This is a genomic window from Gordonia alkaliphila (genome assembly GCF_039542465.1).
Classification (GTDB): domain Bacteria; phylum Actinomycetota; class Actinomycetes; order Mycobacteriales; family Mycobacteriaceae; genus Gordonia; species Gordonia alkaliphila.
The window spans coordinates 1-20,796 of sequence record NZ_BAABIE010000012.1; the positions used below are offsets into that span (position 1 = coordinate 1).

General features: G+C 69.3%; 21 protein-coding genes. 9 read left to right on the forward strand and 12 right to left on the reverse strand.

All coding sequences use genetic code 11. The features are described from left to right. Positions 1 to 384 precede the first annotated feature (384 nt). On the forward strand, positions 385 to 1,125 hold the full coding sequence (locus tag ABD989_RS12880; RefSeq protein WP_345313789.1) for an SOS response-associated peptidase: 741 nt from the start codon (positions 385 to 387) through the stop codon (positions 1,123 to 1,125). After that, complete coding sequence (locus tag ABD989_RS12885; RefSeq protein ID WP_345313790.1) at positions 1,122 to 1,610, forward strand: DUF5313 family protein; 489 nt, start codon at positions 1,122 to 1,124, stop codon at positions 1,608 to 1,610. Before ABD989_RS12880 ends, ABD989_RS12885 begins: the two co-directional genes overlap by 4 nt. 18 nt (positions 1,611 to 1,628) lie before the next feature. On the opposite strand, the gene ABD989_RS12890 is transcribed toward ABD989_RS12885, so the two are convergent. After that, on the reverse strand, positions 1,629 to 3,119 hold the full coding sequence (locus ABD989_RS12890; RefSeq protein WP_345313791.1) for a flavin-containing monooxygenase: 1,491 nt from the start codon (positions 3,117 to 3,119) through the stop codon (positions 1,629 to 1,631). Positions 3,120 to 3,201: 82 nt separating this feature from the next. Further along, positions 3,202 to 4,554, reverse strand: coding sequence for an FAD-binding oxidoreductase (locus ABD989_RS12895; protein WP_345313792.1), 1,353 nt, complete (start codon positions 4,552 to 4,554; stop codon positions 3,202 to 3,204). 165 nt (positions 4,555 to 4,719) lie between these two features. Here ABD989_RS12895 and ABD989_RS12900 point away from each other — a divergent pair, with 165 nt between their 5' ends. Continuing rightward, on the forward strand, positions 4,720 to 5,661 hold the full coding sequence (locus tag ABD989_RS12900; protein ID WP_345313793.1) for an alcohol dehydrogenase catalytic domain-containing protein: 942 nt from the start codon (positions 4,720 to 4,722) through the stop codon (positions 5,659 to 5,661). Positions 5,662 to 5,700: 39 nt separating this feature from the next. On the opposite strand, the gene ABD989_RS12905 is transcribed toward ABD989_RS12900, so the two are convergent. Further along, positions 5,701 to 5,877: a hypothetical protein gene (locus ABD989_RS12905; RefSeq protein ID WP_345313794.1), complete on the reverse strand. Its 177-nt coding sequence runs from the start codon at positions 5,875 to 5,877 to the stop codon at positions 5,701 to 5,703. Between the two features lie 141 nt (positions 5,878 to 6,018). Between ABD989_RS12905 and ABD989_RS12910 the strand changes: the two genes are divergently transcribed. After that, positions 6,019 to 6,852: an aldo/keto reductase gene (locus ABD989_RS12910; RefSeq protein ID WP_345313795.1), complete on the forward strand. Its 834-nt coding sequence runs from the start codon at positions 6,019 to 6,021 to the stop codon at positions 6,850 to 6,852. Between the two features lie 35 nt (positions 6,853 to 6,887). Beyond that, on the forward strand, positions 6,888 to 8,060 hold the full coding sequence (locus tag ABD989_RS12915; RefSeq protein ID WP_345313796.1) for an aminotransferase class I/II-fold pyridoxal phosphate-dependent enzyme: 1,173 nt from the start codon (positions 6,888 to 6,890) through the stop codon (positions 8,058 to 8,060). Positions 8,061 to 8,064: 4 nt separating this feature from the next. Here ABD989_RS12915 and ABD989_RS12920 read toward each other — a convergent pair whose 3' ends face one another. Continuing rightward, positions 8,065 to 9,180 carry an APC family permease gene (locus ABD989_RS12920; protein ID WP_345313797.1) on the reverse strand — a complete coding sequence of 372 codons (1,116 nt, stop codon included), beginning with the start codon at positions 9,178 to 9,180 and terminating at the stop codon, positions 8,065 to 8,067. 27 nt (positions 9,181 to 9,207) lie between these two features. Beyond that, the gene (locus tag ABD989_RS12925) at positions 9,208 to 9,441 is read right to left on the reverse strand and encodes a hypothetical protein (RefSeq protein WP_345313798.1); all 234 of its coding nucleotides are present in this window, start codon (positions 9,439 to 9,441) and stop codon (positions 9,208 to 9,210) included. A 355-nt stretch (positions 9,442 to 9,796) separates the two neighbouring features. Here ABD989_RS12925 and ABD989_RS12930 point away from each other — a divergent pair, with 355 nt between their 5' ends. Next, a complete protein-coding gene (locus ABD989_RS12930; protein ID WP_345313799.1) occupies positions 9,797 to 10,954 on the forward strand; it encodes an esterase/lipase family protein in 1,158 nt (385 codons plus the stop codon). Positions 10,955 to 11,015: 61 nt separating this feature from the next. On the opposite strand, the gene ABD989_RS12935 is transcribed toward ABD989_RS12930, so the two are convergent. Further along, positions 11,016 to 11,486: an NUDIX hydrolase gene (locus ABD989_RS12935; protein ID WP_345313800.1), complete on the reverse strand. Its 471-nt coding sequence runs from the start codon at positions 11,484 to 11,486 to the stop codon at positions 11,016 to 11,018. Positions 11,487 to 11,573: 87 nt separating this feature from the next. On the opposite strand from ABD989_RS12935, the gene ABD989_RS12940 reads away from it, so the two are divergent. The 3 genes from ABD989_RS12940 to rsgA are packed head-to-tail and all read left to right on the forward strand — an operon-like array spanning position 11,574 to position 14,344. Then, the gene (locus tag ABD989_RS12940; protein WP_345313801.1) at positions 11,574 to 11,951 is read left to right on the forward strand and encodes a VOC family protein; all 378 of its coding nucleotides are present in this window, start codon (positions 11,574 to 11,576) and stop codon (positions 11,949 to 11,951) included. A 57-nt stretch (positions 11,952 to 12,008) separates the two neighbouring features. Continuing rightward, positions 12,009 to 13,325 (forward strand): 3-phosphoshikimate 1-carboxyvinyltransferase, encoded by a 1,317-nt coding sequence (gene aroA, locus ABD989_RS12945; RefSeq protein ID WP_345313802.1) that lies wholly within the window; start codon positions 12,009 to 12,011, stop codon positions 13,323 to 13,325. Beyond that, entirely contained in the window at positions 13,322 to 14,344 is a 1,023-nt protein-coding gene (gene rsgA / locus ABD989_RS12950; protein WP_345313803.1) for a ribosome small subunit-dependent GTPase A, read from the forward strand. The genes aroA and rsgA overlap by 4 nt, the downstream gene beginning before the upstream one ends. A 7-nt stretch (positions 14,345 to 14,351) precedes the next feature. On the opposite strand, the gene ABD989_RS12955 is transcribed toward rsgA, so the two are convergent. From ABD989_RS12955 to ABD989_RS12980, 6 genes are all read right to left on the reverse strand, one after another. Next, positions 14,352 to 15,575: a fatty acid desaturase family protein gene (locus tag ABD989_RS12955; RefSeq protein WP_345313804.1), complete on the reverse strand. Its 1,224-nt coding sequence runs from the start codon at positions 15,573 to 15,575 to the stop codon at positions 14,352 to 14,354. Positions 15,576 to 15,623: 48 nt separating this feature from the next. Continuing rightward, entirely contained in the window at positions 15,624 to 16,913 is a 1,290-nt protein-coding gene (locus tag ABD989_RS12960; protein ID WP_345313805.1) for a fatty acid desaturase family protein, read from the reverse strand. A gap of 73 nt (positions 16,914 to 16,986) precedes the next feature. Next, complete coding sequence (locus tag ABD989_RS12965; protein ID WP_345313806.1) at positions 16,987 to 18,105, reverse strand: ferredoxin reductase; 1,119 nt, start codon at positions 18,103 to 18,105, stop codon at positions 16,987 to 16,989. A gap of 89 nt (positions 18,106 to 18,194) precedes the next feature. Beyond that, positions 18,195 to 18,689, reverse strand: coding sequence for a DUF6912 family protein (locus ABD989_RS12970; RefSeq protein WP_345313807.1), 495 nt, complete (start codon positions 18,687 to 18,689; stop codon positions 18,195 to 18,197). After that, complete coding sequence (locus ABD989_RS12975; RefSeq protein WP_246991775.1) at positions 18,686 to 20,140, reverse strand: wax ester/triacylglycerol synthase domain-containing protein; 1,455 nt, start codon at positions 20,138 to 20,140, stop codon at positions 18,686 to 18,688. Before ABD989_RS12975 ends, ABD989_RS12970 begins: the two co-directional genes overlap by 4 nt. Before the next feature lie 81 nt (positions 20,141 to 20,221). After that, the gene (locus tag ABD989_RS12980) at positions 20,222 to 20,617 is read right to left on the reverse strand and encodes an Rv3235 family protein (protein WP_246991777.1); all 396 of its coding nucleotides are present in this window, start codon (positions 20,615 to 20,617) and stop codon (positions 20,222 to 20,224) included. Positions 20,618 to 20,796: the final 179 nt, after the last annotated feature.

A 20,796-nucleotide genomic window follows, 5' to 3' on the forward strand; every position in this document is an offset into this window, starting at 1 on the left:
CACCAGAAAGGTGCTCCTTGCCCTGCTTGTGATTGTCGTTTCGCAACAACAATTATTGCAGCTCAGAGCACCTTTCTTCATGAAAACGGCAGGCCAGGCGAATTCAGCGATGAAAGCCCGAGGCTAGCGAGCCGCGCAGACTCCGCTGCGCTGTAGGCCTGTCGACGGTTGCCGCAGTCACGACGTCCCCTTCACTTCTGGGTCGGTTCCTCTGGATATGCCAACACCCCGACCCCCGGTCTTGTTCCAAAGGCCCCCTCGCGAGCAGCTTCGCCGGCATATCCGGGCGCACCGTGGTCACTATGACCACGGTGGACCGCTCTGTGACAGCGACCGCTCCCAGCGGGCGCGGCGACCGGCCGACGACGTGGGACAATGGGGGTCATGTGTGGACGCTATGCGGTGACGACGGACCCGGCACGCCTGGCCGCCGAGATCGACGCGCGCAACGAGGTTCCCGAGGACGTCGCCAGCACCGCCAACTACAACGTGGCGCCGACGACCACCGTGCTGACTGTCGTCGACCGGCACGACGGCAACGACGCCGACCAGCCGATCGAGCGGCGGGTGCGCGCCATGCGGTGGGGCCTGGTGCCGCCGTGGACCAAGGAGTTCGGCAAGGGGCCGCTACTGTTCAACGCCCGCGCCGAGACCGTCCAGACCAAGCCCGCCTTCCGCGCCGCCGCCAAGAACAAGCGCTGCCTGTTCCCGATGGACGGCTGGTACGAGTGGCGCAGAGGACCGGTCGGTGCCAACGGCAAGCCGCAGAAGATCCCGTTCTACATGTCCCCCGCCGACGGCTCCCGGCTGTTCATGGGCGGACTGTGGGGCGCGTGGCGGTCGCCGGAGGCCCGGGAGGCCGGCGACGACGACGCCTGGATCTCCAGCGCCACCATCCTCACCACCGACGCCGTCGGGCACCTGACGCAGGTGCACGACCGGATGCCGCTGATCATGCCGCTGGAGTACTGGCAGGCCTGGCTCGATCCGGACCATCCGGTGGATCCGGATCTGCTGGCGCCGCCCGCCGCGTCGCTGGTCGAGGCCATCACGATCCGCGAGGTGTCCCCGCTGGTCAACCGGGTCGCCAACAACGGCCCCGAACTCTTGGAGCCCGTCTCATGAGCGCCACCCGGCCCGGACCGCTGCAACGTATCGGCTACCTGCTGGGCCGACGGCTGCCCCCGGAGATGTCCGACTGGGTGCGCAAGGACATCACCGGCCGCGGGCACGTCGTGCGCTACCTGCTGCGCGGCTTCATCCCGTTCCTGCCGATCGCGATCGGGCTGTGCTTCGTGCCCGGCAGCTGGATGGTCCGCGCGGGCATGATCCTGCTCCTGGCGATTCCGCTGCTGTACTTCCAGCTGGCGCTGATGAACATCTACCGCCGACATCTGTTGCGCAACAACGGGCTCGACCCGAAGCTGGCGGACAAGGTCACGATCGTCCGGCTGTCCGAGGCCGAGGCGCTGTATCGGAGCCAGCACCGACCCCAGGAGGTGTCCATGGCCCCGTACGACGTCCCGCAGCCTGCGACACCGCCGACGCCGCAGAACCCGGCCGTGATCGACTCGGTGATCGTCGAACCGAAGGACCCCGAGCAGCACTAGGGCCCGGACGCGCCCGGGTCAGGCGAAGGTGTAGTCCTCGAGCGGGAAGCTCTCCATCTCGCGGAGGGTGGCGAGGGTGGAGCTGGGCCGCAGCAGCGTCGCTTCGCCGTGCTGGTTGAAGTAGTAGCTGCGCGACCCGGTGCAGTCGCCCGCGTAGAACACCGACGAGTCCAGCGCCGCGGTGGAGCGGTCGAGGAAGCGGGTGTTGGCCTCCTCGGTCACCTCGAAGGTGTCGACGCCGCGGCGACGGAGCTCGCCGAAGAGCCGTGCGATGTGCTTCATCTGCCCCTCGATGGTGGTGAAGTAGCTCAGCCCGCTGTAGGAGTACGGGCTGTTCAGGCTCAGGAAGTTCGGCATCTTGGGGACAGTGATGCCCTCGTAGGCCTGGAAACGTCCCTCTCGCCACCATTGACCCAGGTTCCGGCCGTCCCGTCCGATGATCTCGAAGGCCGGGAAGTTGGTGTCCCACAGATTGAATCCGGTCGCCAGCACGAGCGTGTCCACCATGACCTTGGTGCCGTCCGCGCAGACGATGCCGTCCGGCTCCACACGCTCGATCGACGAGGTCTGCAGGCTTACGTTCGGCTGGTTGAACACCCGGAAGTAGGTATTGGAGAAGGTGGGGCGCTTGCATCCGAAGTCGTACGTTGGGGTCAGTCTGCGACGGGTGTCGGCGTCGCGCACCTGGGCGCGCAGGTGTGCCTTGGCCAGCAGCACCGCCAGCCGGTTGCCCGGCTTGGCCTGCTTGTAGTGCAACACGCCCAGCACCATCAAGGCCTCGAGCATGCTCGTGTTGACCAGCCGCGCGGCCTTCTGCGTGAGCGGCACCTTGGCGAACACGGCCTGCACCGGGGCGGGGATCGGGAAATCCACCTTGGGCACCACCCAGATCGGCGTGCGCTGAAACACGGTGAGCGCCTTGGCCTTCCGCGCGATCTCCGGGATCAGCTGCACCGCGGTGGCACCGGTGCCGATGACCGCGGCACGCTGACCGGCGAAGTCGTAGCCGTCTTCCCAGGCGGTGGTGTGGATGATCTTGCCGGCGAAGGTCTCCATGCCCGGGAAGTCCGGCGTGTGCGGCTGGGACAGGAAGCCGGTCGCGGTGACCAGATAGCGAGCGGTGCGACTGCGGCCGTCGGCGGTGTACACGGTCCAGAATTGTCCGTCGTCGTTCCATTCCGCCCGTTCGACGACCACCCCGAACTCCATGAACCGGCGCAGGTCGTACTTGTCGGCGACATGCTCGGCGTACTTCTTGAGTTCGGCCCCGGGCGCGAACAGCCGCGACCAGTGCGGGTTGGGCTCGAACGAGTACGAGTAGGTCACCGACGCGATGTCGACGGCCAGCCCCGGATAGTGGTTGACGTGCCAGGTACCGCCGAGATCGTCCTCGCGCTCCAGGATGGCCAGATTCTCCAGGCCTTGGCGTCGCAACTCGATCCCGGCACCCATACCGCCGAAGCCCGCGCCGACGATGACCGCGTCGTGGTCGAGGTTCTCTGTACCCATCAATAGCCCACCTAAAAGTTACTGTGACAGACACTCACAGTAACTCAGGTCACGCGCCGAACACAGGGCCGGTGCCCGGATCTCAGAGGCCGAGCACCCCCGGATTGAGCAACCCGTCCGGATCCAGCGCGCGCTTGACCGCCCGCATGGTCGCCACGTCCACCGGGCTACGCCCGAGCGACAGCCAGGGCGCCTTGGCCCGCCCCACCCCGTGCTCGGCGCTGATACTGCCGCCGAGTGCGGCGACGGCGCGCAGGACGCGATCGGTCAGCTCCTCGGCGCGCCCCGGCTCGACGTCGAGCAGGTTGACGTGCAGATTCCCGTCCGCGAGATGCCCGAACAGGATGGGGCGGGCCCCCGCGGCGGCGGCCAGTTCTTGCACGGTCGCCACGAACGCATCCATCGCGGCGGCGGGGACCGTGAGATCGAGCTTGACCACCGGGGTGCTCGAGTCGCGCGCGATGGACTCGGTGTGCCGTTCGCGCAGCGCCCACAACTCCGCCGCCGGAGTGTCGTCGAGCACGGCCGCGGCCGCCGCGGCCCGGTCGAGCACCGCCGCCAACTCGCCGACATCGGCACCGGCGACCTCGATCAGCACGGCGAAGCGAGTGCCCGCGGGCAGGGCCCGACGCAGCCCGTGGCGATGCACGAGGTCCAGGCCCGCCGCGGTCATCAACTCGGCCGCCTGCATGGTCATCCCGGCCCGCTCCACCGCGTCGATCAACGCCGATGCGTGCGCCACGCTGTCCGCACCGACCACGGCCACCGCACCGCTCCGGCTCGGCGGCACCAGCGACAGCAGGGCCCCGGTGATCACCGCCAGCGTGCCCTCGCTGCCGGCCAGCAGTCCGGGCAGGTCGTAGCCGACGTTGTCCTTGCGCAGCGGACGCCAACGCCGCAGGACCTCGCCGGAGGCGAGCACCGCCTCGATGCCGAGCAGTTGGGCCCGCATGCCGCCGTAGCGGACGAAGTGAATGCCACCGGCGTTGGTCGCGATCATGCCGCCGACCGTCGCCGAATCACGGGAGGCCAGGTCCACACCGAACGCCAGGCCCGCTGCGGCCGCGGTGCGCTGCACCTGCGCCAACGTCACACCCGCGCCGACCCCGACGGCGCGGGCCGACGCATCGACGCCGTCGAGGCGGGTCAGCCGGGTGCTCGAGAGCACGATCGCCGTCGCGCCGTCGGCCGGTGGCACGCCGCCGCCCACCAGACCGGTGTTGCCGCCCTGCGGGCAGATCGCCACACCAGCCGCCGCGCACCGGCGCACCACCTCCGCGGTCTCGGCGGTGTCCGCGGGGCGCACGACGGCCAGCGCGGCGCCGCTCCACCGTCCCGTCCAATCGGTGAGGTAGCCGGCGACGATCGCCGGATCGGTCAGGACATGACCCGCGCCGACCACATCGGCGAGGTCGGCGAGCAGACGACGAGGCACCGTGCGCGCCCGATCAGCGCTGCTGCTCGGCGTTGATCGGCACCCAACCCGGAACACTCAGTGGCAGCATGGCCGTCCTCTCTCGATGAACTCCCCCGCAACGCTATCGGCCCGCGGGGCGCCGGGCCCCACCCCACGCGGTCGATCGTGTTTACTCTCGACGGCATGGCACAGAAGGACGGCATGGCGCAGAAGATCGTCGCGACCCGGTACGGCGAGCCCACCGAGTCGGTGCGGCTCGTTCCCGCCGACGTGGCCGAGCCCGGCCCCGACGAGGTGGTGGTGCGCGTGCGGGCCGCCGGGGTGAATCCCTTCGACGCGAAGCTGGTCCGCGGACAGATGGGCACCGACCCCGCGAAGCTGCCCCTGGATCTGGGCGGCGAAGCGGCCGGAGTGGTGCACGCCGCGGGCGCGGACTCCGGTTTCGCGATCGGCGACGAGGTGGTGGTGTATCCGGCTCGCGCCGCCTTCGCCGAGTTCGTCACCGCACCGGCGGCCAACGTGCACCGCAAACCGTCCGCGCTCGGCTGGGAGCGTGCGGCGGCCCTGCTGCTGGCCGGGGTCACCGCCGCCGATATCGCGGCGACCCTCGGGCTGACCGCCGACGACGTGCTGCTGGTGCACGGCGGCGCCGGGGCGGTCGGTTCCATCGTCGTCGCGCGGGCGGTCGCTCTCGGCGCGACGGTCATCGCGACCGCGTCCGCGGCCAACCACGACTATCTGCGCGGCCTCGGCGCCCTCCCGGTCGCCTACGACGGCGACCTGGCCACTGCGATCGGCGCCGTCGCGCCGGCACCGGTCACGGCCGTGGCCGACACCGCGGGCACCGATGCGGCGATCGACGTCTCGCTGGGTCTGGTGCCGGCCGACCGCGTGGTCAGCATCGCGGCGTGGGGGCGCACCGGCGACGGCATCACCGTCATCGACGGCAGCGGCCCGCAGTCCAAGCGGCATCGTCGCGACGCCGTCCCCGGCCTGCTCGAGGACGCCGCTGCCGGCCGGATCGTCGTGGAGATCGCGGGTGTCTACGACCTCGCCGACACCGGGCGAGCGCTCGCGGCCGTCGCCGGCCGCCACCCGCGCGGCAAGTTCGTCGTGCGCCCGTGACCGGCCGAGGCCGCGACCGGAGCCACAGCTGATCCGGCGCTAGCTTTTCGCGAACGCCTTGAACACGGTGAAGGCGCCCACGATCACCAGCGCCACCACCACCAGCCACATGAAGGCCTTGACCAGCGACCAGCCGATGGAGATCAGAATCAGCACGCCGATGACGATCGCGAGGATCTTCCAGAACGAGGTGCCGGTGGATGTCGAAGTACTCATGGCTCCACCGTGCCCGTAATCGGCGCCGGTGTCACGGCCGGAGCCGGGATCTAGGGGTGAAGATCGGGGTTCCCCCGGAACCACCGGCACGCCAACACGCGCCCGGGAATACCTCGTCGGGTCGCGCCGCTTGAACAGAGCATGAGCTCGGTTCCCCACCTCGTCCTGAACAACGGCGTCGCCATCGACCAACTCGGCCTGGGCGTCTTCCAGATTCCGCCCGCCGAGACCAAGGCCGCGGTCCTCGCTGCCCTGGAGGCGGGATACCGCCACATCGACACCGCCCAGATGTACGGCAACGAACGCGGCGTCGGCGAGGCCATCGCCGAGTCCGGGATCGCACGCGACGAGATCTTCGTGACCAGCAAACTCAACAACAACTCCCACGAGGCCGACGCCGCCAAGGCCGCGACCGCGCGCTCGGTGGAGGCCCTCGGCGGCCCGATGGACCTGTACCTCATTCACTGGCCGATGCCCGCGGTCGGCGACTTCGTCGACACATGGCGCCTGATGGAGGGGTTCGCCGCGGAAGGCCTGACCCGCACCATCGGCGTCTCCAACTTTCAGATCCCGCACCTGCGGCGGATCCTGACCGAGACCGCGACGGTCCCGGCGGTGAACCAGATCGAGGTGCACCCGTATTTCCAGCAGGAAGCGCTGCGCGCCTTCGGCCACGAGCACGGCATCGTCACCGAGGCCTGGTCCCCGATCGCGCAGGGCAAGGTGCTGGGCGATCCGGTGCTGACGGCGATCGCCGACGAGGTCGGCCGAACCGTGGCCCAGGTGGTGCTGCGCTGGCACATCCAGCGCGGCGACGTGGTGTTCCCGAAGACCGTCTCCCCGACCCGGATGGCGGAGAACTTCGCCCTCTTCGACTTCGTGCTGACCGAGGCGCAGATGACCCGGATCGCGGCACTGGACGCGAACGCTCGCGGCGGCCCCGACCCGGACCAGTTCAACTGGATTCCCGACTGACGGACCCTCGCCGCGCCGACCTAAGATCTAAGGTCATGAAGTTCTCCCGCCGCGCCGATGCCGTCACCCCGTTCTACGCCATGGAATACGGTCGACGCGCCGCCGAGATCGAGGCCCGCGGCGCGCACGTGGTGAAGCTGAACATCGGTGAGCCGGACTTCGGCGCACCCCCGGCGTTCCTGTCCGAGATCCGCCGGATCGCCGACGGCCGCCCCATGCCGTACACCGGGGCCACCGGCACCGGAGAATTGCGTGCGGCGATCGCCGAGTTCAGTCGCGACCGGCTGAGCGCCCCGATCGCTCCCGAGCGCGTCGTGGTGACCACCGGAGCCTCGGCCGCGCTGCTGCTGTCCTGCGCGGCCCTGATCGACCCCGGCGACGAGGTCCTCGTCGCCGATCCTTCGTACCCGTGCAATCGCCGCTTCGCGGAGAGCTTCGGCGCGAACGTGCGGCTGGTGCCCACCGGCCCGGCGACCCGCTTCCAGCTCGACGCCGCCGCCGTGGAGGCCTCGTGGACCGACCGGACCCGCGGGGTGATCACCGCCTCCCCCGCCAATCCCACCGGGACGTCCCTGCCCTACGACGACCTGCTGGCGCTGACCGGCGCGGTGGCCGACCGCGGCGGCTGGCGGATCGTCGACGAGATCTACCTGGGGCTGGCCGACGACGCCCCGGACGGCACCGCGCCGCGCAGTATCGCCGCCGCGGATCCGGGTGCGATCGTGGTGAACAGCTTCTCCAAGTACTTCGGCATGACCGGTTGGCGACTGGGCTGGATGGTGGTGCCCGAGGAAATGGTCCCGGTCGCCGAGAAGCTCGCCCAGAATTTCTTTATCTGTCCGCCGACGCCCGCCCAGGTCGCCGCGCTGGCCTGCTTCACACCGGAGACGATCGCGCTCGCCGAGGAGCGGCGCGCGATTCTGCGGGGCCGCCGACAGCTGGTGCTCGACGGGCTGGCGGAGATCGGCCTGCCGGTGCCGGTGACCCCGGACGGTGCGTTCTACGTCTACGTCGACGTCTCGGGCACGGGCTTGTCGGCGTCGGAGTTCTGCGATCAGGCGCTGGATCGGGCGCGGGTCGCGCTCACCCCCGGCAAGGACTTCGGCGAGATCGGCGCCGAGCGGTACGTACGGCTCTCCTATGCGACGAGCGAGGACGATCTCAACGAGGGCCTGTCCCGGCTCGGCGAGTTCCTCGCCGGGCGCTGACCGCTCAGTCGTCGGCGGCCGCGGGAGCCGGAGCGGCGGCGGGTGCGGGCCGCCCCGACGTCACCGCGCCCTCGGCCGCGAGCGACTCCGCGCTGATCCGCAGCTTCCGGCCGGTGATCCGGCGGTAGAGGTATTCGAAGACGAAGCTCAAGACCAGGACCGCGAGCAGCGCGATCCAGGTGCTCGCCTCCCCGGAGGTGATCGAGTAGTAGAGCAGGAGCGCGAACAGCGCGGCATTGAGCACCACCGACGCGATCAGCAGGTACGCCTTGGCGCCGGTCTGGCGGCGCACCCGCAGGTGCCCCAGGCTCACCGAGCCGTAGACGATGAGGAACGCCAGGCTGGCCATCTGCCCCACCGCCGAGAGCGGGAAGAACAGCACGAACAGGCAGGTCAGAATCCCGGCGGCCACCAGCCCCCAGGTACCCGAGCGCCACACCCCGCGCGCGAAGTCCGCCGGCATCTCCCCCGACTTGGCGACGGTGTAGGCCAGGTTGGCGTTGCCGTACAGGGTCGAGTTGACGCCCGAGGCCGTGGCGAGCAGGGCCGCGGCGCTGATGATGAGGAAGCCGGTCTGGCCCAGGACCGCGCGGCCCGCCTCGGACAGCACGTGTCCGGCGTCGGCGTCGATCTGCTGCAGGCTCATCACCATCACCACGACTACCGCCACGGCCACGTACACCGCGATCACGATGGCCAGCGCCGAGTACATGGCGCGCGGCAGCTGCCTCTTGGGATCGGCCATGTTGCCCGCGGAGTTGGTGACCACCCCGAAACCCTCGTAGGTGACGTAAAGCATGCCCGCCGCCACCAGGATGCCGAGCACCCCGTCGCCGCCCACCTGATCGCTGAAGTCGGCCGGCTGGGCCTTCACCGCGGCGAAGGCCACGAAGCCGACGATGATGACCAGTTCGACGCCGATCACCAGCAGCTCGGTGCGACCGACGATCTTGGCGCCGATGAAGTTGACACCCATCAGGAACAGCACCAGCCCGACGCCGATCGCCTTCCCCGCCCACTCGTTGCCTCCGAGTCCGGTCAGGTGCTGCATATAACCGGCGAAACCGCTCGCGTACAGCGCCATCGCGATGATCCAGCCGAGGAACTGGAAGACGTTCAACCCGCCGGAGACGATGCCGTCGCCGAATCAGCGGATCAGGAACTCGGCGGCGCCGCCGCGACTGGGGAACCGCGCACCGAGTTTGGCGTACGAGTAGACGCTGAACAGCGAGACCACGCCGCCGACCAGGAACGACACCCAGATCCACACACCGGCCGTCCCGGCCGCCAGCCCGACCAGGGTGTACAGCCCGGCACCCATCATGCCGCCGACACCGATGGCGGTCGCCGCCGGAACTCCGATCTCCCCGCTGCGAGCCATCTCTCGTCCTCCCCGACGTTCCCCCGGGCCGCCCCCCCGGCGGCCGTTCGCGGCCTGATCCTACCCAGCGGCGTGATTGATACCGCTCGATCCGGCGATAACGGTCTTCGCCGGTCACGGGCCCGCCGCCCCCGCCCACACCCTCACCACAATCGGAATACCCGTCCACCAAAACGGTCGCATCCCATCCGCATATCGGAATTACCTGCGGAAATATGACACACCCAATTGTCCAATTAAGTGAACACTCGTACTCCCACGTTGGTTGACGTGAGCCGAATCTCACTACTACGGTGACGTACTCACCCGTAAGTTACCGGCCAGTTATGGCGTGGGAGCAAAGGAGAACCCGAGCATGACGTCCATCACCCGAAGGGGCAGAATCGTCGCGATCGTCGCCGCGATCGCGATGTGCGGCACCGCCGCCCAGCTGGCTCCGGCGCACGCCGCACCGCCCGCCGATCCGACCTCGGATGCCGCCGCGGTGCAGCAACTGACCGACTACATCAACGCGGGCTCGCCGGTCGGGCGTCGTGCCGTCAACGCCGGCACCCACCAGGTCGACTGGACCGGTCCCACCCGGAAGCTGCCGCCCGTGCCGTCGACGACAGGCGAGGGGCCGCGGCAGGGCGGCTTCTGGCCCGCGTTCGCCTACAGCCAGGTCCATCCCCTGGCGGCACCGCCGGGCGCCAACGACTGGAACTGCAAGCCCAAGCCCGGACACAACCCGGTGGTGCTGTTGCACGGCACCTGGGAGAACGCCTACGACAACTGGGCGGCCTTCGCCCCCGCGTTGAAGAAGGCCGGCTACTGCGTCTTCGCGCCGAATTACGGCCGCACCGATCTGCTCGACGTCGGCGGCCTGGGCACCGTCCTCCCCGGAACCAACGGGGTGGCCGAGGTGAGTCGCTCCGCCGAACAAATCGATCCCTACATCACCAAGGTGCTGGCGAAGACCGGCGCCGAGAAGGTCGACCTGATCGGGCACTCGCAGGGCGGGCTCCTCGCGCGCTACTGGATGAAGCGGTTCAACGGCCATCGCAAGGTCGATAACCTGATCACCTACGGCGCCACCAACAACGGCACCACCCTGCTCGGCATCGGCTGGCTCGGTCGCGCGATCAACAACGTCGGCCTAGACGTGCTCGCCCCGGTGACCCTGTTGGTCGGTTCCGCGGGCATCGACCAGACCGTCGACTCTCCGACGGTCAAGTACGTCAACAACGAGGCTCCATACCGCGACAGCAGGCACCACCGGGTCTACCCGGACGTCCGGTACACGATCGTCGGATCCCGCTACGACGAGGTGACCACTCCCTATGATCTGACGTTCCTCCGCGGCTACTCGAACGTCCAGAACATCACGCTGCAGGACGGCTGCGAGGCGGACACCTCCGACCACATCTCCCTGTCGTACTCGCCCCGGGCACTGTCGATCGCCCTGCACACCCTGGATCCGCAGCGCTACCCGAAGCTGGTGTGCTCCACGAATCCGTGGTTCTTCAGCTTCTGACCCGACCGTCACCGTCAGGTCCGCGGTAGGGGGGCACCTCGAAGGTCGGGGTGGCCCCCCCCTACCGGTCGGGGTCGAGGATCTCGCGCAGCCGCGTGATCAGCTCCGCCTGCGCCGGATTGGCCTTGCGGATGGCGATCTCGACGTCGAACCAGTCCGCCCGGTCGACCTCGAGGAAGGTGGCGGCGATCCCCGAGCGGGGCGGCCAGATCATCGTGAAGGTGTTGCTGCGCAGGGTCTTCGGGTCGAAATCGCCTTCCACCGCGAACCCGTCCACATACTTGCCGCTGCGCAATCGCACCCGGCCCAGATCGATGGGCGTCCCCGTCGGCGGCGGCTGTCCGGTCTCCTCGGCGAACTCCCGGCACGCCGCGCCGAACGGATCCTCGCCGGGCTCGATGATGCCCTTCGGGAGCGACCACGCGCCCTCGTCCTTCTTCGCCCAGTACGGTCCGCCCGGGTGCACCAGCAGCACTCGCAGGCGGTCGCCGCCGCCTCGATACAGCAGAATGCCCGCGCTGTGCTCAGCCACGACATCCACGCTCGGTCATGGCATCGACGGTAGTCCGCGGACGGCCGTTCCCGGACCACCGTGGAGAACCTGACTACCGTGGAGAACATGGAGATCGTGACCAGCCGGGTGCTGCTGCGCTCGACCGCCCCAGCGGCCCTCACCGACTTCTATCGCGACGTCCTGTCGCTGCCCGTGGCCCGCGAGTATCCCGGCGGGACCGTCTTCCACGCCGGCGCCGGCCTGATCGAGATTCCCGGCCACCTGGCCGGCGACGTCCCCACCCCCGCGGACCTGCTGTGGCTGCAAGTGCGCGACCTCGCCGCCGCCCGCGCCGAACTCGTGGCCGCGGGCGTCGAGATCATCGCGGAACCGGAGACCAAACCGTGGGGGCTGATCGAGATGACCATCCACGACCCGGACGGGCGCGGCCTGATCCTGGTGCAGATTCCCGACGATCACCCCCTCCGGCGCGACCTCCGCTGACCGCCCGGGCAGACGCGCCGGGCCGTCGGCGAGACCGATCATGACAGACTGGGACCCATGACTGCTTGGGCCGCACCGACCGCTGACCTCCCGATTTCCGCCACCGTCGAACTGCCCGGCTCCAAGTCCATCACCAACCGGGCGCTCATCCTGGCCGCGCTGGCCGACGGGCCGTCGCGCCTGACCGGAACCCTTCGCAGCCGCGACACCGATCTGATGCTCGACGGGTTGGCCGCCCTCGGGGCGGGACTCGCCTTTGCCGACGACGATCCGACCGATGTGACCGTGACCCCGATCCCGCCTGCCGCCGATACGCCCGCGGGCACCCGGACCGTGGACTGCGGCCTGGCCGGCACCGTGATGCGTTTCCTACCCGCGGTCGCGGCGCTGAGCACCGGCGACATCGAGTTCGACGGCGACGAGCAGGCCCGTCACCGCCCGCTGGGCACCGTGCTCGACGCCCTGCGCACCCTCGGCGCCGACATCGACGGCGACCGACTGCCCTTCACCGTCCACGCCGACGGCACCCTGCCCGGCGGCCCGGTGACCATCGACGCCTCCGCCTCCTCCCAGTTCGTCTCCGGACTGCTGCTGTCGGCGGCCCGGTTCACCCACGGCGCGCAGATCGTCCACGAGGGCCCGCCGGTGCCGTCCATGCCGCACGTGGAGATGACCGTCGAGATGATGGCCGCCGCGGGAGTCGCAGTGGTCACCGAGGCCGGTCCCGACGGGACGGTGACCCGCTGGTCGGTGGCGCCCGGACCCATCCGCGCGGTGGACTGGGAGATCGAACCGGATCTGTCGAACGCGGCCGCGTTCCTCGCGGCGGCGGCGATCACCGGCGGCTCGGTGTCGACACCCCGCTGGCCCGCCCAGACCACCCAGCCCGGCGCGCAGATCGTGCCCATCCTGGAACGCATGGGTGCGGTCGCCACGCGATCGGACGACGGGCTCCTCACCGTGACCGGTCCGCAGCGCCTGACCGCGGTGGACCTGGACCTGCACGCGGTGGGCGAGCTGACCCCCACCATCGCCGCCCTGTGCGCGGTGGCCGAGGGGACCTCCACGCTGCGCGGCATCGCGCACCTGCGCGGCCACGAGACCGATCGGCTCGCGGCGCTGTCCACCGAGATCAACCGCCTCGGCGGCCACGCCACCGAAACTCCCGACGGCCTGGTGATCGTCGGTACCGCACCGGAGAACCTGCGGCCGGACACCTGGCTCAGCTACGCCGACCACCGGATGGCCACGGCCGGCTGCGCCCTCGCCCTGGTGGTGCCGGGAATGCTGATCGAGAACGTCGAGACCACCGCGAAAACCATGCCCGACTTCCCCGCCCAGTGGGCGGCGCTGGTCGGCGCCGGAACGCGATGAGCCGGTCCGCCCGTTCCTACGACGAGTCCGACGTCCGGATCCGTCCGGGAAAAGGCACCCGTCCGCGCACCAAGAAGCGTCCGGCCCACGCCGACGCCGCCACGGCGATGGTGGTGTCGGTGGACCGCGGCCGATGGGGCTGCGTGATCGACGGCGACCCCGACCGGCGGCTCGTCGCGATGCGGGCCCGCGAACTCGGCCGCACCCCCGTGGTGGTGGGCGATCAGGTGGGTGTGGTCGGTGACCTGAGCGGGCGAACGGACACCCTCGCCCGCATCGTGCGGGTGGACGAGCGCAGCACCGTCCTGCGGCGCACCGCCGACGACACCGACCCGTACGAGCGGATCGTGGTGGCCAACGCCGATCAACTGCTGATCGTCACCGCTCTGGCCGATCCCCCGCCGCGCACGGGCTTCGTCGAACGCGCCCTGGCCGCGGCCTACGCGGGCGGGCTGTCGCCGATTCTGTGCCTGACCAAATCCGATCTCGCCGGACCGGCCGAGTTCGCGGCCCACTTCGCCGACCTGGATCTGCCGGTGATCGTCGCCGGACGCGACGACGACCTCACCGAACTCCAGGGTGTGCTCGACGGCCGTCTCACCGCCCTCATCGGCCATTCCGGCGTCGGCAAATCGACGCTGGTCAATCGCCTGGTACCGGATGCCGAGCGCGCCGTGGGCCGCGTCTCCGGCGTGGGAAAGGGCCGCCACACCTCGACGCAGTCGGTGGCGCTGCCGCTGCCGACGCCCGGCTGGGTGGTCGACACGCCGGGTATCCGCTCGTTCGGCCTGGCGCATGTGACGCCCGCCGAAATCATCGACGCCTTCGGCGATCTGCGCGAGGCCATCGAGGACTGCCCGCGCGGCTGCACCCACCTGGGGCCGCCGGCCGATCCCGAATGCCGACTCGATCAGCTCACCGACAGTTCCCACCGACGCGCGATGGCGGTGCGGGAACTGCTGGCCGCGGTGCGCGACGTGGGCCCGGCCGATCCCGGACCGGAGAGCCCCGACGCCTGACGCCGCGTCAGATCAGCGGGCGATGCCGCAGCGAACCGTTGCCGCGTCGGGCCTTGAGCGCACGCAGCGCGGTACGCAGCCCGCCCGGTTGCGCGGGCAGGTCGTCGAACCGGCGTTCCGAAGCGGTCTCCGGGGCGTCGTCGACGGAGTCCCGCAGGAACCGGTCCGGCAGCGCCAACTTGTTGATGGTCCGCAGCGTCCGCAGGTACTGCATGGTGATGGTGTCGGTGTTGTACGGCAGGTCGTACTTGTCGCACAGTTCGCGCACGGCCACCGAGACCTCGGCGAGGCGGTTGCTCGGCAGGTCCGGATACAGGTGGTGCTCGATCTGGTAGCAGAGGTTGCCGCTCATGAAGGCCATCACCGGACCCGCGTCGAAGTTCGCGGTGCCCAGCATCTGACGCAGGTACCACTGGCCCCGCGTCTCTTCCTTCAGCGTGTCGGCGGTGAACTTCTCCGCGCCGTCCGGGAAGTGCCCGCAGAAGATCACCACGTATGCCCACAGATTCCGGACCACGTTCGCGGTCAGGTTCGCGGTGAGGGTGTGCTTGAAGTTCCGGCCGGTCAGCGCGGGGAGGAGCACGTAGTCTTTGCCGAGCTGCCGAGCGGCCTTGCGGCCGAAACGCTTGAACTCCGGAATCGTCTCCTCGCGCGGCTTCTCACCGCGCAGCGTTTCCTTCAGTTCCAGGTCGTGCAGCGCGATACCCCACTCGAAGGTCAGCGCCAGCAGCATGTTGACCAGCGGCTGCGCCAGGTTCTTCGGCTCCCACTGCTCGTCGCGGGTCACCCGCAGGGTGCGGTAGCCGACGTCGTGGTCCATATCGATCACGTTGGTGTACTTGTGATGGATGTAGTTGTGCGAGTGCTTCCAGTGCGGGGCCGCGCACACCATGTCCCACTCCCACGAGGTGGAGTGCACCTCGGGGTCGTTCATCCAGTCCCACTGCCCGTGCATCACGTTGTGCCCGAGTTCCATGTTCTCGATGATCTTGGCCAGCGACAACGCGACGGTGCCCGCCGCCCAGAACGACTTGCGGTGGCTGCCGAACAGCGCGAGCCGTCCGGCCACCTCCAGGGCACGCTGGGCCATGATGGTGCGCCGCAGGTACTTCACGTCGCTCTCACCGAGTTCGGATTCGATACGACGACGCAGCGCATCGAGTTCGACGCCGAGGGCTTCGACGTCCGCATCACTCAGGTGCGCGTATTCATTGATGTCTGAGATGGCCATTACAAACCATTATGCCTGTGTGTCAGATTTCTTGGCCACGGACGCCCGCTATGCCGCAAGACCGCGCTGAGAATCGACCGCACTGGGCCCCCCGCGGCGGCGCTCGCGCAACCGCACCATCGCCGACTTCAGTCCCCGCCGACGTCCGGTCCGCGGATCGACCTGCGCGACCAAACGCTGCTCCGGATCAGACTTGAAGCGCAGCTCCGAGGCCGTCTCCGGCGCATCGTCGCTGGTGGCCTTGAGGTACTTGTTCGGCAGCGACAGCTTGGCGATGGTGCGCCAGGTCTTGGCGTACTGAACCGGGAACGAGCCGGTGGTGTACGGCAGGTCGTACTCGGCGCAAATCGCTTGCACTCGCACGGAGATCTCCGCCAGGCGATTGCTCGGCAGGTCCGGGAAGATGTGGTGCTCAATCTGATACGAGAGATTTCCACTCATGAAGGCGAGCGTGGGCCCGGAGCGGAAGTTGGCGCTGCCGAGCATCTGACGCAGGTACCACTCACCCTGGTTCTCCACGGCCATGTCCCGCCTGGTGAACTTCTCCGCTCCGTCGGGGAAGTGCCCGCAGAAGATCACCGCATTGGTCCAGACATTGCGGATCACATTGGCCAGGAGGTTCGCGGTCAATGCCTTGCGGAAGCCGCGGCGGCTGCGGGTGGCCGCACCGACGAGCGCCGGGTACACGACGTAGTCCTTGGCGGCCTGCTTACCGATCTTGCGCCCGACGACGTTCAGGTTCTTCTTGAGCTCGAGCTTCTCTTCCTCGGTGGTGCGCTTCTTGGCCAACTCGAGGTGCTGCGCGGCGACGCCGTACTCGAAACCCAGCGCCAGCAGCGTATTCCACGCGATGTTGCCGAGGTAGAACGGGCGCCACCGCTGATCGCGGGTCACCCGGAGCAGGCCGTAGCCCACGTCGTCGTCCATCCCGAGCACATTGGTGTACTTGTGATGGACGAAGTTGTGCTGGTGCTTCCAGTGGGCGCTGGGACCGGCGTTGTCCCACTCCCACGACGTCGAATGCACCTCGGGATCGTTCATCCAGTCCCACTGCCCGTGCATCACGTTGTGCCCGAGCTCCATGTTCTCGATGATCTTGGCGACGCCGAGGGCGCCGGCACCGGCCCACCACATGCTGCGCTTGCCGGAACCGAAGATCAGTGCTCGACCGCCGAGTTCCAGGCCGCGCTGGAGGCGCACGGTGTTCCGCAGGTACCGGGCATCACGCTCACCACGATCGGCCTCGATGTCGGTGCGGATCTGATCGAGTTCCCGGGCAATGGCTGCCACGTCGTCCTCGCTCAAATGCGCGTACTCCGGAATGTCCTTGATTGCCACAGGCGCTCCTTCCTACGTTTCCGTAACTTACGCCAGCGTAGGTTACGGGATCGTAGGTTGTCCAGCCTCTGGGCTAAACATCCAGCGTGCAGTCGCCCGCGGCTGCGCTCACACACGTCTGAATGCGCTCGCCCTCGACGTGTTCGACCCCGGTTCGCAGGTCGCGGACGGCGCCCTTGTCGAGCATCACGACGCACGTCTGGCAGATACCCATCCGACAGCCGTACGGCATGGGCACCCCGGCCTGCTCGCCCGCCTCGAGGAGCGTGGTGGCGCCGTCGACCTCGATCTGCTTGTCGCGGGTACCGAAGGTCACCGTGCCGCCCTGGGCGTCGTGCGCGCCGCGCTCGAGCGCGAACCGCTCGATATGCAGCGCGTCGGCCACGCCGGCCCCCTCGTAGGCGTCGGTCAGCATGTCCAGGAAACCGCCCGGCCCGCACGCCCACGTCTGCCGCTGCGCCCAGTCCGGGCACAGCTTGGTCAGCGCCTGACTGTCGAGCCGGCCGTCGGTGCGCGTGTACCAGGACTTCAGAGTGATCAGCCCCTCCTCCGCCATCGCCGCGAGCTCGTCGCCGAACAGGACGTCGGCCTCGGCGGGCGCCGAATGCACCAGCACCACGTCGCCGCGATGCCCGCGACGACGCATGGTGCGCAGCATGGACACGATCGGCGTCACACCGCTGCCCGCGGTGACCAGCAGCAGTTTCTCCGGCAGCGGCTCGGGCAGGACGAACTCGCCGGCGGGCGCGGCCAACCGCACCACGGTGCCGGGCGCCAGGCCGTTCACCAGATGGGAGGACAGGAAGCCCTCGGGCAGCGCCTTGACGGTGATCGCGATGGTCTTGTCGCCGCGGGACGTGTCCGGATCACTGGTGAGCGAGTACGAGCGCCAGGTCCACCGGCCGTCGACCGGGATACCGATGCCGACGTACTGGCCGGCGTGGTAGTCGAACGAGAAGCCCCACCCCGGACGGATCACGATGGTCGCCGAGTCGGTGGTCTCGGCGGTCACCGACACGATCTTGCCGCGCAGTTCGCGCGCCGACCAGAGCGGATTGGCCAGGTGGAGATAGTCGTCGGGCAGCAGCGGGGTGGTGACCCGTGCGAACGTGGCCCGCAGCCACTGCGATCGCCTGCTGTTGGACGACGCCGCCAACGCCGGCGCCTCGAACCGTTCCCGCCATGAACCCATTGCGACTCCCTTTCCAGACCAGCCTACCTACGGAACCGTAACTTACGGAACCGTAATGTCCCAGCGCAAGCCGAGAGTTGGCGCACGCGTCAGAGGAGTTCCAGCAGGAAGGGCAGTTCCTGGGTGGCGAACCAGGCGAGGTCGTGGTCCTCGGCGTCGCCGAGCGTCAGTTCCGCGTCCTCGTCGCCCAAGTCGGCGGCGTCGATACACTCCACCGCCGCGCGCACCGACGGCTCCGCGTCGGCGCCGTCGACGTGCACCGCCACCACCTGCTTCTCGGTCACCGGGCCGCTGATCCGGACCACCGCGGTATCCAGGTCCGGACGCGGGACGGCGTCGGTCCGCTCGGCCACCACCACCACGCGGCGTACCGGCAGCTCGGACTCGGTGGCGGCGAGCAGGCGGATGCTGGCGCGGGCCGCTTCCCGCTGCGCGACCTCGGCGAGTTCCTCGTCGTCGCCGGCCGAGTACGCCTCCCGCAGAGCGGGGGTCAACGCGAAGCCGGTGCCGCCCAACGGCATCCACTGCCCGTCGTCGAGCAGTCGCTGCACATCGGCCAGTGTGGCGGGCAGATACACCCTCATGAGTTCACCTCGGGATCGAAGGGACGCGGTCCGAAACCGCCGACCGCCAGTTCGTCCAGCGATTCGGTCACGTACTCGACCATCGCCGGCAGATCACCGACCACGTTCCGGTCGGCGACGAAGCCGAACTCGACGTGCTCGTCGTACTCGTTCACGCTGATCGCCAGGGCCCGCTGCCCGAAGAGCGCGGGAATGCTGAACAGTTCCGCCACCGGGACACCGCCGACGTACAGCGGCTCGATCCGGTGGTCGCTCATCCGGATCGGAACGTTGTAGGAGCGCTCGAACAGCCTGTTGAACACCCGGGTCGACAGGTCCGCGAACGGCACCACGCCCAGTTCTGGCAACATCGGGCGCAGTCCCGCGGTCATCCGGCGCTGGGACTGCGAGTAGCGGTCGGCGAGCCCGGCCACCTGCAGCAGGCGCACCGCCGGGGCGTCCTCCCCCACCGGCAGGTCGGTGACGAACTCCGCGCCGCCCTCGCCCATCCAGCCGCCGTCGCGACGGTCGTCGCTGATCGGTTCGCGTGCCCCCAGCGGAAGCACCGCGCGGATGGTCTCGCCGTGCCCGATCGACTCCTGCACCGACAGCGTCCACCGCCGCATCACCCCGGTGATGATGCCGAGGACGACGTCGTTGAAGCTGCATTCGAAGTGCTCGGCGATCCGCACGCAGTCCGCGCGCGGAACGCTGGTGCAGGTGAACAGCCGGGCGGCGCTCGTATCGGTGTTCAGCGCGCTGTCCGGCGCGGTGTTGACCAGCTGCTGCACGGTGCTGCCCACGAGGCGGGCCGAGCGGTCCGCGAGCGTGAGGAGGTCGGCGACCGGCCCGCTGCTCTGGAAGAAGGACTCCAGGAGTTCGCCGGGACGGGCGAACGCTTCGGCCAACGCACCCAGCGCGACGCTGTGCCCGCCCGGCGGCCGGCCCGGCATCCACAGCTCGTCCGGTAGCGGCTCCGCGTCGGCCGTCGGATCGGCGACGACTTCGCTCATCTCCGGCGCGGTCCCGTCCCCGAGCAGGGCGCGATGGGTCTTGGTCAGGATCGCCAGCCGACCGTCGGCGAGGCCTTCGATCAGGTACATCTCCCACAGCGGGCGGGTGCGATCGAGCGGGCGGGACAGGACGCGCGCGATCAGCTCCTGCAATTGCTCGTCACTGCCCGGCTGCGGCAGCGCCGACAGTCGCACGTGAAAGGTGATGTCGAAATCGGGATCGTCCACCCACAGCGGCCGGGCCAGCCCGAGGGGTACCTCGGTGACCTTCTGCCGGTAGTGCGGGACCGACTGCAGGCGGTTCTCGGCGAGGGCGACCAGGCGCGCATAGGTCAGCGGCGGCCGACCGTCGGCGGTGCGCGCCGGGTCCAGGATCAGCAGGGCGCCCAGATGGGTCGTCGAACCGTCCCCGTCCAGGAAATAGAACATCGCTTCGTCCGGCGACAGTCGATTCACCATGATGAGTCGATGATAGAACGCCCCGGTCCGCACGCGTACCGGGGCGACGTTCTCCACCGAGGCGGCCCGGCGGGGCGCCGTTCAGACGATCGCGAACTCGGTGACCACCCAGCGTGCGCAGGTGCGACGGGCGGTTCCCGGCGACGACACCCGCACCTCGCGGCACTCCAGGCGACCGGCCAGCGCCCGCACCCGTTCGCCGCGCACCGAGGTGCCGAAGAACTCGGCCGCCACGCTCGAGCGCAGCTGCACGTGCAGACGGTGCAGTCGGGCGCAGTCGACACTCTCCCCGGCGATGCCATGCTGCAGGAGGACGGTGATCTGCGCGAGCACCGGTTCGGCCACCGCGCCGGCCAACTGTCCCCGCGGGCGCCGGCCGTCGAGCACCTCCAACGTGCGCGCCAGCACGGCCACCGCGGCGGCGCGCGCCGCCGTGACCGCTTGCAGATCCGGCGATGGCGCCTCCGGCGGCGGCACCGCACCCTCCTGCGGTGGCTGAGCCGCCCCGTTCGACGGTGGCTGAGCCGCCCCGTTCGACGGTGGCGAAGCCGCCCCGTGCAGCAGGGTCGGCGGTGGTTGAGTCTCGAGCAGTGTCCCCCTCATACACATCCGACGCGCGTGGAACCATTTCGGTTCCACGACGCGCCGGATCAGTG

Excerpts from the sequence above, each read along its gene's own strand:
- aroA (WP_345313802.1), top strand. The coding sequence starts at position 12,009 with ATGACTGCTTGGGCCGCACCGACCGCTGACCTCCCGATTTCCGCCACC.
- ABD989_RS12955 (WP_345313804.1), bottom strand. The coding sequence starts at position 15,575 with ATGGCCATCTCAGACATCAATGAATACGCGCACCTGAGTGATGCGGAC.
- rsgA (WP_345313803.1), top strand. The coding sequence starts at position 13,322 with ATGAGCCGGTCCGCCCGTTCCTACGACGAGTCCGACGTCCGGATCCGT.
- ABD989_RS12880 (WP_345313789.1), top strand. The coding sequence starts at position 385 with ATGTGTGGACGCTATGCGGTGACGACGGACCCGGCACGCCTGGCCGCC.
- ABD989_RS12910 (WP_345313795.1), top strand. The coding sequence starts at position 6,019 with ATGAGCTCGGTTCCCCACCTCGTCCTGAACAACGGCGTCGCCATCGAC.
- ABD989_RS12975 (WP_246991775.1), bottom strand. The coding sequence starts at position 20,140 with ATGGTGAATCGACTGTCGCCGGACGAAGCGATGTTCTATTTCCTGGAC.
- ABD989_RS12940 (WP_345313801.1), top strand. The coding sequence starts at position 11,574 with ATGGAGATCGTGACCAGCCGGGTGCTGCTGCGCTCGACCGCCCCAGCG.
- ABD989_RS12930 (WP_345313799.1), top strand. The coding sequence starts at position 9,797 with ATGACGTCCATCACCCGAAGGGGCAGAATCGTCGCGATCGTCGCCGCG.
- ABD989_RS12970 (WP_345313807.1), bottom strand. The coding sequence starts at position 18,689 with ATGAGGGTGTATCTGCCCGCCACACTGGCCGATGTGCAGCGACTGCTC.
- ABD989_RS12890 (WP_345313791.1), bottom strand. The coding sequence starts at position 3,119 with ATGGGTACAGAGAACCTCGACCACGACGCGGTCATCGTCGGCGCGGGC.
- ABD989_RS12885 (WP_345313790.1), top strand. The coding sequence starts at position 1,122 with ATGAGCGCCACCCGGCCCGGACCGCTGCAACGTATCGGCTACCTGCTG.
- ABD989_RS12965 (WP_345313806.1), bottom strand. The coding sequence starts at position 18,105 with ATGGGTTCATGGCGGGAACGGTTCGAGGCGCCGGCGTTGGCGGCGTCG.
- ABD989_RS12925 (WP_345313798.1), bottom strand. The coding sequence starts at position 9,441 with ATGGCTCGCAGCGGGGAGATCGGAGTTCCGGCGGCGACCGCCATCGGT.
- ABD989_RS12915 (WP_345313796.1), top strand. The coding sequence starts at position 6,888 with ATGAAGTTCTCCCGCCGCGCCGATGCCGTCACCCCGTTCTACGCCATG.
- ABD989_RS12905 (WP_345313794.1), bottom strand. The coding sequence starts at position 5,877 with ATGAGTACTTCGACATCCACCGGCACCTCGTTCTGGAAGATCCTCGCG.
- ABD989_RS12900 (WP_345313793.1), top strand. The coding sequence starts at position 4,720 with ATGGCACAGAAGGACGGCATGGCGCAGAAGATCGTCGCGACCCGGTAC.